Origin of the sequence: Sphingopyxis sp. 2PD (genome assembly GCF_005503695.1) — a bacterium.
Classification (GTDB): Bacteria; Pseudomonadota; Alphaproteobacteria; order Sphingomonadales; family Sphingomonadaceae; genus Sphingopyxis.
In genome coordinates this window covers 31,867-47,895 of the sequence record NZ_SCMU01000023.1, presented here as the reverse complement: position 1 = coordinate 47,895, position 16,029 = coordinate 31,867, and the positions used below count along the sequence as shown (strand labels likewise).

Annotated in this window: 10 protein-coding genes and 1 riboswitch; of the genes, 8 read left to right on the top strand and 2 right to left on the bottom strand. The window is 61.1% G+C overall.

The features are described 5' to 3' along the window. The first annotated feature begins 108 nt into the window (after positions 1-108). From FFS18_RS13665 to FFS18_RS13635, 7 genes are all read left to right on the top strand, one after another. The gene (locus FFS18_RS13665) at positions 109-1,500 is read left to right on the top strand and encodes a sugar transferase (protein WP_137871254.1); all 1,392 of its coding nucleotides are present in this window, start codon (positions 109-111) and stop codon (positions 1,498-1,500) included. A 158-nt stretch (positions 1,501-1,658) separates the two neighbouring features. Continuing rightward, positions 1,659-3,122: a protein adenylyltransferase SelO gene (locus tag FFS18_RS13660; protein WP_137871253.1), complete on the top strand. Its 1,464-nt coding sequence runs from the start codon at positions 1,659-1,661 to the stop codon at positions 3,120-3,122. A gap of 91 nt (positions 3,123-3,213) precedes the next feature. Next, on the top strand, positions 3,214-4,398 hold the full coding sequence (locus FFS18_RS13655) for a nucleotide sugar dehydrogenase (RefSeq protein ID WP_283214415.1): 1,185 nt from the start codon (positions 3,214-3,216) through the stop codon (positions 4,396-4,398). Positions 4,399-4,616: 218 nt separating this feature from the next. Then, positions 4,617-6,875 carry an autotransporter assembly complex protein TamA gene (locus FFS18_RS13650; RefSeq protein ID WP_249340406.1) on the top strand — a complete coding sequence of 753 codons (2,259 nt, stop codon included), beginning with the start codon at positions 4,617-4,619 and terminating at the stop codon, positions 6,873-6,875. A gap of 35 nt (positions 6,876-6,910) precedes the next feature. Then, complete coding sequence (locus FFS18_RS13645) at positions 6,911-11,104, top strand: translocation/assembly module TamB domain-containing protein (protein WP_249340405.1); 4,194 nt, start codon at positions 6,911-6,913, stop codon at positions 11,102-11,104. Continuing rightward, positions 11,104-11,325 (top strand): hypothetical protein, encoded by a 222-nt coding sequence (locus FFS18_RS13640; RefSeq protein ID WP_137871249.1) that lies wholly within the window; start codon positions 11,104-11,106, stop codon positions 11,323-11,325. Before FFS18_RS13645 ends, FFS18_RS13640 begins: the two co-directional genes overlap by 1 nt. Then, positions 11,304-11,483: riboswitch (yybP-ykoY riboswitch) on the top strand. (Overlaps the previous gene by 22 nt.) A gap of 18 nt (positions 11,484-11,501) precedes the next feature. After that, on the top strand, positions 11,502-12,074 hold the full coding sequence (locus tag FFS18_RS13635; RefSeq protein WP_137871248.1) for a TMEM165/GDT1 family protein: 573 nt from the start codon (positions 11,502-11,504) through the stop codon (positions 12,072-12,074). On the opposite strand, the gene galE is transcribed toward FFS18_RS13635, so the two are convergent. Together galE and FFS18_RS13625 are read right to left on the bottom strand one after the other, a co-directional pair. Next, a complete protein-coding gene (gene galE, locus FFS18_RS13630; RefSeq protein ID WP_137871247.1) occupies positions 12,071-13,087 on the bottom strand; it encodes a UDP-glucose 4-epimerase GalE in 1,017 nt (338 codons plus the stop codon). The two genes, FFS18_RS13635 and galE, sit on opposite strands and share 4 nt — an antisense overlap. A gap of 115 nt (positions 13,088-13,202) precedes the next feature. Then, positions 13,203-14,207: an NAD-dependent epimerase/dehydratase family protein gene (locus tag FFS18_RS13625; protein ID WP_137871246.1), complete on the bottom strand. Its 1,005-nt coding sequence runs from the start codon at positions 14,205-14,207 to the stop codon at positions 13,203-13,205. Positions 14,208-14,661: 454 nt separating this feature from the next. Between FFS18_RS13625 and FFS18_RS13620 the strand changes: the two genes are divergently transcribed. Beyond that, positions 14,662-15,864: a tyrosine-type recombinase/integrase gene (locus FFS18_RS13620; RefSeq protein WP_137871245.1), complete on the top strand. Its 1,203-nt coding sequence runs from the start codon at positions 14,662-14,664 to the stop codon at positions 15,862-15,864. Positions 15,865-16,029 lie beyond the last annotated feature (165 nt).

The window sequence follows — 16,029 nt, the reverse complement described above, 5'->3', positions numbered from 1 at the left end:
CTAGGCTAACTCTCGAAAAAATGGTCTTTGGCAGTTTCTGTGCTTCAATCAGCGAAATCAGCTTAAGCCCATGCAATTTTTGAATTTCGCAATGCGAAGGTGGCAGTAATGAACAATGTTACGCTGGATTTGGCGGCGACGGATGTCGCGGCCAGCCCTGGCGGCGTGGTGAATCGCCAGGGCTTGCGGATCATGTGCTACCTGTTGTTGATGGCCATGGATCTGACGGCTTTGGCGCTGGCATTTTTGGTCCCGCACCTGCTGTATATCGGGCCGATATGGTCCGGCCATGGCGTCGTCATGACAATCACCGTGATCCCCCTGTTCATTGGTGTTTCGCTCAGTCATCACGCCTATCGTTTCGACGTTTTGATTGACACGCGGACGGGCATTGCTCGGGTGCTCCGTTCATTCCTGTTTGCGGCTGTCGCAACGATATTGATTGCTTATGCGATGAAAGCGGGCGCCAGTTTTTCGCGGTTCGTATTCCTCAGCGGCGTCGGCGGCGCACTGTTCACTCTTCCCATTTTCCGGTGGGCGTCGGCCAAGTTCATTCGCCGTATTCTTGCGGGCATGCCCTATTCGGTCTTGGTCGTCGTCGATGATATGCCCTATACCCCGGAACCGGGAGATTTCCTGTTATTTCCCGAGAAATTCGGGTTCGACCCAGCGAGCTTTGGACCGTATGAGCTGGACGCGTTTGCGGCGCATATGCGATCTGCGGACCGGGCGCTTGTCGCATGCTCACCGGACCGTTACGCGCTGTGGGCGTCGATCCTCAAGGGTTTGGCGATACAGGGCGAAATTGTCACGGACGCGAACAAGGGACTGGGCATTATCGGCCTCCATTGGCACGGGAAGATGCAAACGATTCAGGTCAGCGCGCGACCGATGCAATTGACCGACCGTTTGCTGAAGCGTCTCTTGGACCTTGTTGTCGCGAGTATCGCTATCGTGCTGCTTTCTCCGGTGCTCCTGGCTGCGGCAATTGCGATCCGATTGGAATCGAGAGGCCCGATTTTGTTCATCCAGGCCCGCGTTGGTCGCGACAACAGACTTTTCAAAATGTACAAGTTTCGCAGCATGTACACCGAAAAATGCGATGTCGATGCTGGCCAGCTGACCCTGCGCAACGATGTCCGCGTAACGCGCGTGGGACAGCTTATTCGCCGGGTGAGCATTGACGAACTGCCGCAGCTTTTTAATGTCGTCAAAGGTGACATGAGCATGGTTGGCCCTCGGCCGCATGCTCTGTCCGCGAAGGCGGCCGACAAATTATATTGGGACGTTGATCCACGCTATCGCCATCGCCATTCGATCAAACCCGGGATCACTGGCCTGGCGCAGGTCCGCGGACACCGCGGCAATACCGAGCGGACCGAGGATTTGACCAACCGCCTGCAGGCGGACCTTGAGTATCTCGCCAACTGGTCCATCTGGCGCGATATCGCGATCATCTTCCAGACGCTTGGCGTTCTTCGGCATGACAACGCGTTTTGATGGAGCTTGACCAGGTGGCGCATTCCTCTCGGTCTCAAGGCTCCACGAGCGTCTGACAACCGCTCGATCAACGTCATCGCACCGAGCGACTGCGGCGTTCATCATAAGACGATTATCAGGTGCTTGCTTTATCGCGGCGACCGCTGAAATAGGGGGCGATGGTTTTCGCTTTTGATCACAGCTTTTACGAAAGCATGGAGGGCTTTTATGCCCCCGCCACCACGGCAATGCCGGAAGCGCCCAAGCTTTTGGCGTTCAACGGCCCGCTTGCCGACAGTCTGGGGGTAGCGATCGGCGAGCTTGGTGCGGACGAGCTTGCCGGCATGTTATCGGGTCAGAAACTGCCCGATGGAGCCAATCCGATCGCTTTTGCTTACGCCGGTCACCAGTTTGGCCATTTCTCGCCCCAACTCGGCGACGGTCGGGCGCTGCTTCTTGGCGAAATCCTTGCGCCCGACGGTGCCCGCTTTGACATTCAGCTCAAAGGATCCGGCCCCACCGCCTTTTCGCGCAATGGCGATGGCAAAGCGGCGATCGGGCCGGTTCTGCGCGAGTATCTGGTGTCTGAGGCGATGGCGGCGATGGGCGTGCCGACGACGCGGTCACTGGCGGCGGTCGCAACCGGCGACCGGGTGCAGCGCGAACGGACGCACCCGGGCGCGGTGCTGACGCGCGTTGCGAGCAGTCATATCCGGGTCGGGACGTTTCAGTTCTTCGCTGCGCATTTCGGCGCCGACCACGTCATTCAGCTGTCCGATTACAGTATCCGCCGTCATTTTTCCGAGCTCGTCGAGTCGACCAATCCGCATCTTGCGCTGCTCGATCGGGTCATCGGTCTCCAATGCTCGCTCGTCGCGCGTTGGATGGGCGTTGGTTTCATCCATGGCGTGATGAACACCGACAATGTTGCGATCAGCGGCGAGACGATCGACTATGGCCCGTGCGCCTTTATGGGCCGTTTCGCCGTGAACACCGTGTTCAGTTCGATCGATGCGAACGGGCGCTACGCCTATGGCCGCCAGCCCCAGATCACGCACTGGAACATGGCGCGCTTCGCCGAAGCCCTGCTGCCCGCGATCCATGCGATCGATCCTGCCGACGTGGACAAAGCCAAAGCGTTGGTCGACGCGATCCCAGCCCGATTCCGGGTGATTTGGCTTGCTGAAATGCGAACGAAACTGGGGTTGGGGCAGCCCCATAAGGCCGATGAGCAACTGATCGATGCGCTGTTTGGCGAGCTTGAGCAACATGCGGTCGATTTCACATCCTTCTTTCGCGCGCTGGCGCAGCTGCTGCGCGGCGATGGCGCCATGCTGCAAGCGCTGCTGCCTGATGCGGAGGCAATGGCGCCGTGGATCGCGGATTGGTGGGCGCAATTGGAGCGCGAAGCGATCGCGCCGCTGGAGCGTGCCGACGCGATGGATGCCGTGAACCCCCTTTATATCCCGCGCAATCACCAGGTCGAACACGCGTTGGAGGCGGCCGAAGTCGGCGACTTGGCGCCGTGGCAAGCGCTGTTGGAGGTCGTCCAAAATCCCTATGTCGTGCGCTCCGAATGGGATGCCTATGCCCATCCCGCGCCGGCGGAAGCGGCACCCCACGTTACCTTTTGCGGTACCTGAGCGCGCAAGACCAGAATCGCGGGACCGCTTCGGTTGAACGAACGAACCGCGGCTGATAGAGCGCCCACAGCATCACAGGAGAATAACACCCGTGCCGAACGATCCGGTCAAAATCACAGTCGTCGGCACCGGTTATGTCGGGATTTCGAACGCGGTGTTGCTCGCCCAGCGGAATCAGGTGGTGGCGCTCGATATCGACAACCGTAAAGTGGCAGACATCGGTGCACGGCGGTCGCCAATCGCTGATCCCGAGATCGAAGACTATCTGGCCAATCGGGCGCTGGATCTGACCGCGACGACCGACAAAATAACGGCTTATGATGGCGCCGATTTTGTGATCATCGCAACACCCACAGATTATGATCCCGACACCAATTATTTCAACACAAGCTCGGTCGAATCGGTGATCAACGATGCATTGGAACTGGCGCCGGACGCCTTGATCATCGTCAAATCGACCGTCCCGGTGGGCTTCACCGACCGGATGCGCGCCAAGCATGCCACGGATGCGATCGTGTTTTCGCCCGAATTTCTGCGCGAGGGCCGCGCGCTGTTTGACAATCTTCACCCATCGCGGATCATCGTCGGCAACACGCATCCACGCGCAGCGGAATTTGCCCAGCTCTTGCTTTCCGCCTCGTTGAAACCTGACGCGACGGTTTTGCAGACCGGCAATACCGAAGCCGAAGCGATCAAGCTGTTCGCCAACACCTATCTCGCGATGCGCGTCGCTTTCTTCAACGAGCTCGACACCTATGCCGCGATGCATGGCGCCGATTCACGGCAGATCATCGAGGGCGTTTGCCTCGATCCGCGGATCGGCAGTTTTTATAACAATCCGTCCTTTGGCTATGGCGGCTATTGCCTGCCCAAGGACACCAAGCAAATGCTCGCCAATTATCGCGAGGTGCCGCAGAACCTGATCCAGGCGATCGTGGCGTCGAACACGACGCGCAAGGATTTTGTCGCCTCCGAAATCCTCAAGCGCCGTCCGCGTGTCGTGGGCATCCACCGTTTGGCGATGAAGGCGGGTTCGGACAATTTCCGCGCGAGCAGCATTCTGGGGGTGATGAAGCGGATAAAGGCCAAAGGGGTGGAGGTAATCGTCTATGAACCGTTGCTCGACGACGAGCGGTTGTTCAACTCGCGCGTAGTGCGCGATCTTGCCGCCTTCAAAGCCGAGGCCGACGTGATCATCGCCAACCGCGTCACCGGCGAATTGGCCGATGTCGAAGACAAGGTTTACAGCCGCGACCTGTTCGGCGTCGACAGCTGACGCGCGGAACCCGATCACCATAGACCCGTTCATCGTATGCAGCTGATACGGCGACAGGGAATGCGACGAAATGAGCATGATTCGGGGGTTTGGCCGCATAGCAACGGGTTGCGCCGCCGCTGTGTGCCAGCCAGAGATGCCGTATCGACGGCTGACAGATGCAAAACCCAGAAACTTCCCGTGATTATCACCTGATGCGACTGGTGCGGACGCGATCCTTGTTGATTGCGCCGGCGTCAGCGTTTTGCCTGACCTGGACGACCGCGGCGATCGGCCAGCCGGTCGAACCGCCGCAGGTCGTGCCGACCGTTGAACCAGCTTCCGAAGCGGCAATTGCTGCCCCGACCCCACCGCCGCCCGATTTTGCGTTCCCCGAGGTCGCGCCGATCATCAGCGACGAGGAGTTCGAGAAGGCGATCCCGCAGATATTTGCGGAGGATGATCCCGAGCTCAATCGGCCGCTCGAATCGATTGCCGATTTTGAAAAGCGGCAAGCCGAGGAAGCCGCGAACTTGGGTGGTACCGCTTCGGACACTCCGACGCCCGCGGTCGATGGCGTTCCGATCCCGACGCTGGCCGATGGCGATGCGGTGGAGATCATCGGCGATGCGCCGATTACCGACAGCGAGCTTGCGGCGCCGTTGCCACCGCTCGAAAGTTTCGACGTCGAACCGGTCGAATTCGCCGAGGCCGAAGACGACCGGGAGAATGTCAGCGTGTCCTACACGGTGCAGGTCAATGGGCTCGTCCCGGCCGATGACAGCACCGACGTCGACCTCGCCGACCTGTTTGGCGATTTGTCGGCGCTTTATGACGGCGATGGCAAGGCCGACAATGCTGCGATGATCCGCGCCCGCCTGACCGCCGACGGCGAGTTGATGCAGCGCATTCTGGCGTCCGAAGGCTATTATGACGCGGTGGTGGATACGCGGATCGATCGCGGCGAACGCGAAGAAGGCCAACCGCGCCAGCGCCGCCCGATCACGGCGGTCATCGATGTCAAGCCGGGGCAGCGCTACACCTTGGCGGATATCATTATCAATGCGGCGCCGACGGTCCCGCCGAACTTGATCGCAGACAATTTTGCGCTCGCGGTTGGCGAACCGATTGTCGCGCAGCGCGTGCAGGGCGCAGAGGCCGCGATCGCGCTGAAATTGCCCGAAGAGGGATATCCCTTTGCCGAGGTTGGGCAGCGCGACATTTTGCTCGATGGGGCGACCGGGGACGGCGTTTACACGCTACCCGTCGATATCGGCAAACGATCGCGGTTTGGCGGCATCGAGACGACCGGCGATCTGGCATTCGATGCCGAACATGTCGCGGTGCTGGCGCGCTTTAAGCGGGGCGAGCTTTACGACAGCCGCAAGGTCGACGACCTTCGGCAAGCGCTGGTCGCTACTGGTCTGTTCGCCACCGTTGCGGCCGAGCCACAGCCGACGGGCGAAAGCGCCGGGGACGATACCGAATATGTGACGATGCTGGTCACCCAGCAGGCGGGGCCGCCGCGGACGTTGGCCGCGAGCGCCGGCTATGGCACCGGTGAGGGGATCCGGCTGGAAGGCAGCTGGACGCACCGCAACCTGCTGCCGCCCGAAGGCGCGCTGATCTTTCGTGGTGTAGTGGGAACCCAGGAACAAGGACTCGGCGCGACGCTGCGCCGGTCGAACGCCGGACGCCGCGATCGCACCTTTGAGCTGGTCGCCGAAGCGACACGCAGCAATTACAACGCATTCGAGGCGATCACCGGTCGTGTCGCGGCGCGGGTCAGCTATGATTCGACCCCGATCTGGCAAAAAAAATTCACTTATGCCTTGGGCGCCGAACTGATCGCGACGAGCGAGGATGACTATGATTTCACGCGCGGCGCGCGCGAGCGGGATTTCTATACCATTTTTGGGGTGACGGGGCAGGTCGGGATGGATCGGACCGACAGCCTGCTCGATCCGACCAAGGGGCTTCGGGTTACCGCGCTGATCCAGCCCGAAGGGTCGCTGGCGGGGCAATTTTCACCCTACGCCCGAACGCGCCTGGACGTCAGCGGCTATTATCCGGTCACCGACAACATCGTCTTGGCGGGCCGTGTGCGGGTCGGGTCGATCCTGGGCGCCGCCCGCGAACGACTGGCGCCATCGCGGCGCTTCTATGCCGGTGGTGGCGGGTCGGTGCGCGGTTTTGGCTATCAGGAACTCGGTCCGAAAGACCCCAATCTGGACCCAATCGGCGGCCGCAGCGTTGCCGAGGCGGCGTTCGAGGGTCGCTATCGCTTCGGCAATTTCGGCGTCGTCGGTTTTGTCGATGCGGGGCAGGTGTATCGTGGCTCGACCCCGACCTTCTCCGACCTGCGTTTTGGCGCGGGCATTGGTGCGCGCTATTACACCAACTTCGGTCCGATGCGGCTCGACGTCGCCACCCCGATCGGACGCAAGCCGGGTGAGGCGCTGGTCAGCGTCTATGTGTCGATCGGGCAGGCCTTCTGATGGCTGATGACGCGCCTGTGGCCGCCGATGCTGTGATGAGCGTTCAGCCGCGCATCTGGCCGATGACGATCCTGCGCTGGATCGGTCTGTCGCTGCTGGGGCTGGTCCTGTTGTTCGCGCTGTTCCTCATCGGGCTCAACAGCGATGCCGGGCGGCGCTTCGTCGTCACCCAGGTCGAGAAATATGAATTCGAAAACGGGATGAAGATCGGCATCGGTCGGCTCGACGGGTCGCTCTATGGCCGGATGGTCATCCGCAACTTCACCCTGTCCGATCCCACCGGTGTTTTCCTGGAGTCGCCCGAGGTTCGAGTCGATTGGCGCCCCATCCGCTATTTCGCCAACCATGTAGATGTGCGTTCGGCAACCGCCGCGACGATGACGATGCGCAAGATGCCGGCGTTCAAGGTCGTGCCTGACACCGGCGAGCCGCTGCTGCCCGATCTCGATATCGATGTCGGCGCGCTGCGCGTTGATCGTTTCATCTTTGACCCCGCCGTCGCTGGTGAGCGGCAGGAAGCGCGGTTGGCTGGAAAGATCGCGATTGCCGATCGGCGCGCCCAGATCACCGCCAATGCTACAACGATCGGCGCCAATGCCAAGGGCGACACGCTGGCGCTGCTGCTCGATGCCGTTCCGGAAGCGAATCGGTTTGACGTGACCATGAACGTGACAGCGCCGCAGGGCGGGGTGCTCGCGGCGATGGGCGGGTTCGACGAGACGCTGACCGCCAAGCTGGCGGGACGCGGTGACTGGAAAGTCTGGAATGGCAATCTCATAGCCGATCTTGGTGCCGCGCCTCTCGCACGATTGGCGCTGACCGGCCGTAACGGTACCTTTGCAGTCAAGGGGAGCGCGCAGGCTTCGCGGCTGTTCACGGGTGCAACGGCAGCGCTGCTGGGGCCAGAAACGGCGGTCGACCTGACGGCGCGGCTTGAAGAGCGCAAGGCCGATCTCGATGGTCGCTTTTCGTCCGATGCCTTCCGCTTGGGGGTGAGCGGCGGGCTCGATCTGGGCAACAGCCGGTACGAAGCCTTGCAACTGGCGTTCGTTCTGCTTCGCCCGAGCGCCATTGCGCCGTCGGTTCGCGCCGATGGTGTGCGGGCGATGGCGACGTTGGACGGGGCGTTCGACCTACCGACCGTCGCCTATCAGGCGAATGCGAAGGCGCTCGCGCTCAACGACATTATTATCGACACATTGACCCTGTCGGGCAACGCGCGCGTCGATGCCGATCAGATCATCATTCCGGTCTCGGGGCGCGCGGCGCGGATCCGCGGACTCGATACGGTGGCGGGTGGCACGCTCGTCGAGGTTCGCCTCGACGGCGATCTCGCTTACAGCAACGGACGGATCCTTAGCGACAATTTGCGCCTGCGGTCGCCGCGCATCGATGCGAAGGCGATCGTCATCGCCGACCTCAATCGCGGCTTTTATACCGGGGCGATCGATGGGCGGATCAACGACTATCGCGTCGAGAGTGTTGGCATCTTCGATATCGACACCGATGCCGACGTGAAGACCGCGCCGCGCGGCGGCCTTGAGATCGTCGGGCGGGTGCGCGCGCGTTCGACCCGGTTGTTCAACTCGGGCGTGCGCGATTTCCTGGGCGGCAATGCGACGGCGTCGAGCGACGTGCGCTACGGCACCGACGGCGTGGTGCGCTTTACCAATCTGCGGCTGGCGGCGCCGCGGCTGCGCGTCACCGGCGGGCAGGGGAGCTATGCGCCGAACGGCCAGATCCAGATCAGCGCGCGGGCCAATTCGACCGATTATGGTCCCGTCGGGGTCCAGCTGGCGGGGACGATCAGCGACCCGCGCGCCGTCGTGACCGCGGAACGACCGGGATTGGGCATCGGGCTCGCCAATCTTGTCGCGCGGATCAACGGTGCGCCGAACGGTTATCGCCTCGCGGCAACCGGCGACACCGATTATGGGCCGCTGTCCGCCGATGTGGTGCTGCTGACGGCAACTGGTCCGCTGACGATCGACGTCGAGCGCGGAGACCTTTCGGGGATCGGGTTCAACGGGCGGTTGGTGCGGAGCGACGCCGGGCCGTTCGTGGGCCAGCTCAATGCATCGGGGCAGGGGCTGGGCGGCCTCGTTCGGCTGAGCGCTGCTGGCCAGTATCAGGCGGCGGCGATCAACGTCCGCGCCAATGACGTCGTGCTGCCCGGACCCGCCAAACTGGCGGTCGGATCGGCGATCGTCGATGCCGATGTCACGCTCTATGATACCCCGCATGTCGTTGCTGACATACAGATCGCGCAGACGCGCATTCGCGAATATGACATCGCGGTCGGGCGGGTGAAGATCGATTATCGTGATGGGCGCGGCAAAGCGCAGGCGCTGGTCGAAGGCACCAGCGGCGTGCCGTTCCGCATCGCCGCCAACGCTGATCTGACGCCCGAGCTGTGGCGCGCGTCGGTGCAGGGCCGCGCGACGGGGATCAACTTCCGCACCACCTCACCCGCGCGGATCATCCCCGGTCCCGATGGCTATGAACTGCTGCCGACAACGGTCAATCTGGGCCGCGGTAGCAGCGCGCGCGTTGCCGGGCGGTTTGGGGACGGGATCATGATCCAGAGCCGGCTTGAGCGCGTCAACATGGCGATCCTCAACGCCGTCTATCCCGACATGGGGCTCGGCGGACGCGCAACCGGCAGCCTCGATTTCGAACAGGCGAGTTCGGAAAGCTTCCCGCGCGCCGATGCGCGGCTAACGATCACGGGCTTTACCCGCACCACCGCGGCGTCTGTCAGTCAGCCGGTAGACGTCAATTTCGCCGGCAAGCTGCTCAGCGACGGCGGCGAAGCGCGCGCGGTGATGCGCAAGCGCGGCAGCGTGATCGGGCGGATGCAGGCGTCGCTCCGCCCGCTCGGTCCGGGAGCGGGCGACTGGACAACGCGTCTGCGCGCGGCGCCATTGGGCGGCGGCATCCGCTACAACGGCCCGTCGGACACGCTCTATTCTTTCTTCGGTCCCGCCGACCAAGGGGTGTCGGGTCCGATCGCCGTTGCCGCTGACTTCAGTTGCAGCGTCGCCGACCCCTGCCTGTCGGGCGTCGTCCGCGGCAAGGACATGGTTTACGAAAACCAGACCTATGGCACGCGTCTGACCAACATGGTCGTCAACGGTCGCTTCACCGGCAACCGGCTGGAAATCGATCAGCTGACCGCGACCGCAGGCGACGGCAAGGTCGAAGCGAAGGGCTATATCAGCCTGGCGCAAGCCGATGGTTATCCGATGAACATCGCGATGACGCTCGACAATGCGCGGCTGGCGCGCAGCGAGAATATTGCGGCGCGGGCAACGGGCAACCTGGTGCTCGAAAAGGTCGCCGGGCAAGCGGCGCTGCTGTCGGGCAGCCTGCGCCTTCCCGAAACGCGTTATCGTATCGTGCGCGAAGGCGCGGCGCAGGTGCCGGTGCTGACCGGCATCAGGCGCAAACCCGCGGCGGGGCGGCCACGGATCAGCGGCGACGGGCTGGCGGCGGTCGGCGGCAGCCTGTTCGACCTTATCCGCTTGGACATTGCGCTCAAGGCGCCGGACGAAATCTATGTCACGGGGATGGGGCTCGAATCCGAGTGGATGGCCAATATCGTCCTGCGCGGAACCACGCTGGCACCGCGCGTGACGGGCGAAATCGAGCTGGTACGCGGGACATTGGGCTTTGCGGGACGTTCGTTTGAATTGCAGGAAGGGCGGGTGACCTTCCCCACTGGCGACGCTTACGACCCCGCGATCCGCCTGCTCGCGAGCGATACGATCGAGACGGTGACCGTGAATGTCGCGGTGTCGGGCCGCGCCAGCAACCCGCAAATCGCCTTCTCGAGCGTCCCCGGGCTGCCGCAGGACGAGATCGTGTCGCGCATCCTGTTCGGGGATTCGATCACGACGCTTTCGCCGCTCCAGGCGGTGCAGCTGGCTTCATCGCTCAATACGCTGAGCAGTGGGGGTGGGGGATTGAGTCCGCTCGGCGCGCTGCAGTCGGCAACCGGCATCGACCGCCTGCGCGTGCTTGGCCCCGACGACACCGTCGGGCGCGGTACCGCGCTCGCTGCCGGGCAATATATCACCAAGGACATCTATCTGGAGGTCATCACCGACGCGCGCGGTTACACCGCGACGCAGCTCGAGATCAGCCTGACCCGCGCTCTGTCGCTGCTGAGTCAGGCGGGCGGTTCGGGTCAGTCGAACCTCAGTATTCGCTACCGCAAGGATTATTGATGCGCGGCATGATGATCCTGTTGCCGCTGCTGCTGCTCGCGGGTTGCAAGGACGAGCCCGATTTCGAGGCGCGTTATGACAAGGCGGCTGAAGAAATCGAGGCGCGCGCCAAAGCCATGGACGCCGATATCGCCGAATCGGAAGAAGCCGTCGCAGCCGCATCGAGGGACTTGCCTCGCGCCGACAACCCGACTAACCCGCCCCCGTCATCTGGGGAGTAGCCAGCCGTCCGAAGGGACGGGCCACCGTGTCAACATACTCGGCCGAGAGGTCGTGGTGCGGTGGAAGCGGGAGACCGCTTGGGCGAGACCAATGGCATCGCATTCTTCGTCCGGGCCGGGCGGCGGGTGTCGATGTCGATTGGAATCGCAACGCTGCCCGGCCCCGGAGTTTATTCATGGAAGCCATGCTCACCTCGACCGCGGTCGTCGCGCTCGCCGAAATCGGCGACAAAACGCAGCTGCTCGCGATCCTGCTCGCAACGCGGTTCAACCGGCCGTTGCCGATCATCCTCGGCATTTTGGTCGCGACGCTGGCCAATCATGCGCTCGCGGCGCTGCTCGGTGCGTCGGCGGCCAGTTTTCTCGATAGCGCGATCTTCCGCTATGCGATCGGCCTGTCGTTTATCGCGATGGCGGCGTGGACGCTGATCCCGGACAAGTTCGAAGACGAGGATGCCCCCAAGCCGCGCTTCGGCGCCTTCCTGACGACGCTGGTCGCCTTCTTTCTCGTCGAAATGGGCGACAAGACGCAAATCGCGACGATTGCGCTCGGCGCGCAATATCATGATGTGGTCGCGGTCACTGCGGGAACGACGCTCGGCATGATGATCGCCAACGTGCCGGCGATCTTCCTGGGGCATGAACTGCTCAAGCGCGTCGATCTCGCGAAGGTGCGGATGATCGCGGCGGGGCTCTTCCTATTGATCGGCCTGTGGGTGCTCGCCCAGACCGCGGGCTGGTTCGGCTAGCCCGAATTGCGCATTGCGAGCGTGCGCTCGAAGCTCCAGCTCGACGCACACATGGCGTCGAGATCGCGCTGCGCGGTCCAGCCAAGCTCTTGCGCGGCGCGTTCGGGGCTCGCGTAGCAACTCGCCACATCGCCGTCGCGGCGCGGTGCGAGCCGATACGGGATGCTGACGCCGTTCACTCGTTCGAACGCATGAACCATTTCGAGGACCGAATAGCCTTGTCCGGTGCCGAGGTTCCAGGTCGATAGGCCGGGCTCAGAGTTAGCTATCGTGTCGAGCGCTGCGACGTGGCCGTCGGCGAGGTCGACAACATGGATATAGTCGCGCACCCCGGTGCCGTCTGGGGTGTCATAGTCGTTGCCGAACACCGACAACTCAGCGAGCCGACCGGCAGCAACGCGGCTGATGAAGGGCATCAAATTATTGGGAATACCGTTCGGATTCTCGCCGATCAGCCCGCTATCATGCGCTCCAACCGGATTGAAATAGCGCAGCGTCGCGATGCGCCATTGGGGATCGGACGCCGCGATATCGGCCAGCATCTCTTCGATCATCAGCTTGGTACGGCCATAGGGATTGGTGGCCGACGTCGGATGATTTTCGTCGAGCGGCAGATAACGCGGCTGGCCATAGACCGTCGCGCTCGACGAAAAGACCATCGTTTTGACGCCGCAATCGGCCATCGCTTCGACTAGCGACAGTGTCCCACGGACATTGTTGTCGTAATATTTGATCGGCTCGGCGACCGATTCGCCGACGGCTTTCAGGCCTGCGAAATGGATGACGGCTTCGATGCCATGCTCGGTCAGGGCACGGCGCAAAGCATCGCCGTCCCGGATGTCGCCAACGACCAAGGGGATAGCCGTGCCGGTGATCGCTTCGAGCCGGTCGATCACTGCCGCATCGCTGTTGGCGAGGTTGTCGAAACAGACGACCTGATGGCCGGACGCTATCAACGCCGCTGCAACGTGGCTGCCGATATAGCCGGTGCCGCCGGTCAATAGGATCTTCATCGGGTTTTTGCCTCTATGCGGATGCTTATCGTTTGATGGTTGCCCTATTCTATCCGGGGCTTGCAACCAAGCCAACGCGCATGTTCGGTTGCGGCAAAAAGCGCGTCACGCGACGTTACGGGCGCTTCAACCAGTCTTCCCGATACCAATCGACGAACGCTGGAATTCCGACCGCCATCGGGGTGGTCGGAGCAAAACCGAGGTCGCGACTGATATCGTGGATATCGGCGAAGGTTTGATACACGTCTCCATCCTGCATCGGCAGCAGATTGATCTCGGCTTTGCGATCGCACGCGGCCTCGATTGCGCGAATCAAGTCGGTCAACTGCTCGGGTAGGTTGTTGCCGATGTTGTACAACCGGTGCGGCGTGGTGAAGCCGCCCGGTTTCTCGCGCTTGTCATCTTCTGGCGGATGATCGAGCGCCAGAACCACGCCGTTGACGATATCATCGATAAAGGTGAAGTCGCGCAGCATGTCGCCCTGATTGTAAACGTCGATTGGACGGCCTTGCAGCACCGCTTCGGTGAATTTCCAGACCGCCATATCGGGGCGACCCCAAGGGCCATAGACGGTGAAAAAGCGCAGCCCGGTCTGTGGGATGCGGAAGAGATGGGCATAGGTTTCGCTCATCAACTCGTCGGCGCGCTTCGTCGCGGCGTAGAGCGAGATGGGCGTATCGGCGCGATCGGCGACCCGAAACGGCGTATCGGCCCGCATGCCATAGACCGACGACGAAGACGCATATACGAGGTGCGAAATCGTCCGATGACGCGCCAATTCGAGAATATTCACATGTCCGGAGATGTTCGAGTGGATGTAGGCTGCCGGGTTTTCGAGCGAATAGCGTACCCCCGGCTGCGCCCCGAGATGCACGATCCGATCGATCGTGACATCGGCCAGGACCTGAGCGAGCGCATTCGCGTCACCGAAATCGACATCCTTGAACGCAAACTGGTCACCATAACGTGCAGCAAGATTCGCGATGCGGGCGCGTTTGAGATCGAGCGAATAATAGGGCGTGAAGTTGTCGATCCCAACAACGTGGTCACCGCGTTTGAGCAATTCATCCGCGACGTGCATTCCGATAAAGCCCGCCGCACCGGTGATGAGAGTCTTCAATTTTCGTCCTTACGGTTCAATATTGCCGCTAGCAGTGTCTAATCATGCCTGCCGCCGGAACGGCCAGATGGGTCTTAAATTCCGTCTGTAGCAAGCGAATCGTAAATTTGCAGGCAACACGTGAAAGTTTATGGTGAGCGTGTATCGTCATTCATGCTCGGCTGACGTGAAACAGCGGTACGATTTGATGAAACATCGCAACAGCCATCTCAAATCTCTCTCATGCACATCCGTTTCATTTGGTGATCGGCGGCGCTCGGTATTCGTAATCAGTTAATCGATTCAGTATCGGGGAAAGTAGGGCGTACAGTTCTCCTTAATGAAAGCAAAACTCGTAAAATATGGGATTTTCTAGGTCGACTTCGATCGGCAACGCGCCCACGTGGTCACCTATATCGAAAACATGCCACGATTTTTAGATTATTAGCCATGCTTATTATATAAGGGAGATATAATGTTACTTACCGAATCAAATATATCTAACATTAAGGTGCCGGTAGTAGGCCAGATTGAAATTGGTGATCACAAGGTGCCCGGCCTTCGCGTTCGGATTGGTGCGAATGGAAACAAGTCGTTTGTTGTCCGCAAGCGGGTGGGCGAAAAAATCAAGGTGGTTACTCTCGGCAGATACGGACCCCGATTGGGGTTGGGCGAAGCGCGCAAGCTCGCTCGTAGCGTCTTGAACGACATTGAATCTGGAAGCGATGTAACCTCAGTTCAGCATGGCGTGCTCACAGTGCGAAAGCTTTGGCCCGCATATGAAAGAACGAAAATCGACCATAAGTCATTGCCTGAAATTCGGCGCATTTTCAAAAAGTACATTCTGCCAAATTTAGGCGATAGATTTGCCGACGCGGTAACCCGTGGAGAGATTACGCGGTTCATTGACGCCATTCCCGCTCCCGTAATGGCTAGAGCTATTCATGCGCAGCTGAGCGCGTTCTATTCGTGGGCTTTGCCACGGCTCGACCGGTTGCAAGCAAACCCGTGTAAGGGTGCGGGCCGTCCGGCTAAGCCGAGGCCGCGCGAGCGTGTCCTGTCTGATGCCGAGCTGGCGGCGTTGTGGCGCGCGGCGGAATTGGAGAGGGATCCTTGGAGTTCGGCCATCAAGCTCCTAATCCTCACTGGCCAGCGGAGGTCCGAGATCTTCGGCGCGATGCGTTCGGAATTCGATTTAGAAACAGGGTACTGGATCATTCCCGCAGGGCGGACAAAGAACATCGCGCAAAACCGAATCCCTTTGTCTCCACGAGCCTCGTCGGTGTTCACGAATGTTGCGGCTGTTCACGGTAGCCCACGGCTTTTTCCGGCAGTCGGTAATACTGCAAATAGTGCCAGCGGAATATCGAAAGTCGTTTACCGCCTGCGGGAAGCAGTATCCAAGGATCTCGAAGTCGACGTGCCCCATTGGTCACTTCACGATATTCGTAGGACGGTGGCGACAGGACTTCAAAGGCTTGGTGTCCGATTTGAAGTTACGGAAGCCATCCTGAACCACGTCAGCGGGAGCAAGGGCGGCGTCGCCGGGATTTATCAACGGTACAACTGGGGTCCAGAAAAGGAACAAGCATTAAATGCCTGGGCGGAGTATGTTGCTGGATGTGTGGACCGCCACGCGAAGTTAGGTAGCAACCTGCCGGAGGTGGCATCCTCCTAAAGTCGCCGCTTATATAAAGGCTAGGAGAGCGGTGATCGATTTAACCGACGCCGGCGAAATGTCAGCGTGACTCGGATGCTGGATCAATCAGATGACCGCTATACTTCCCGCCAGATGTTACCTCGGGTGTTACCTACGAGATCGACGTTAAAATTGCAGCGACCA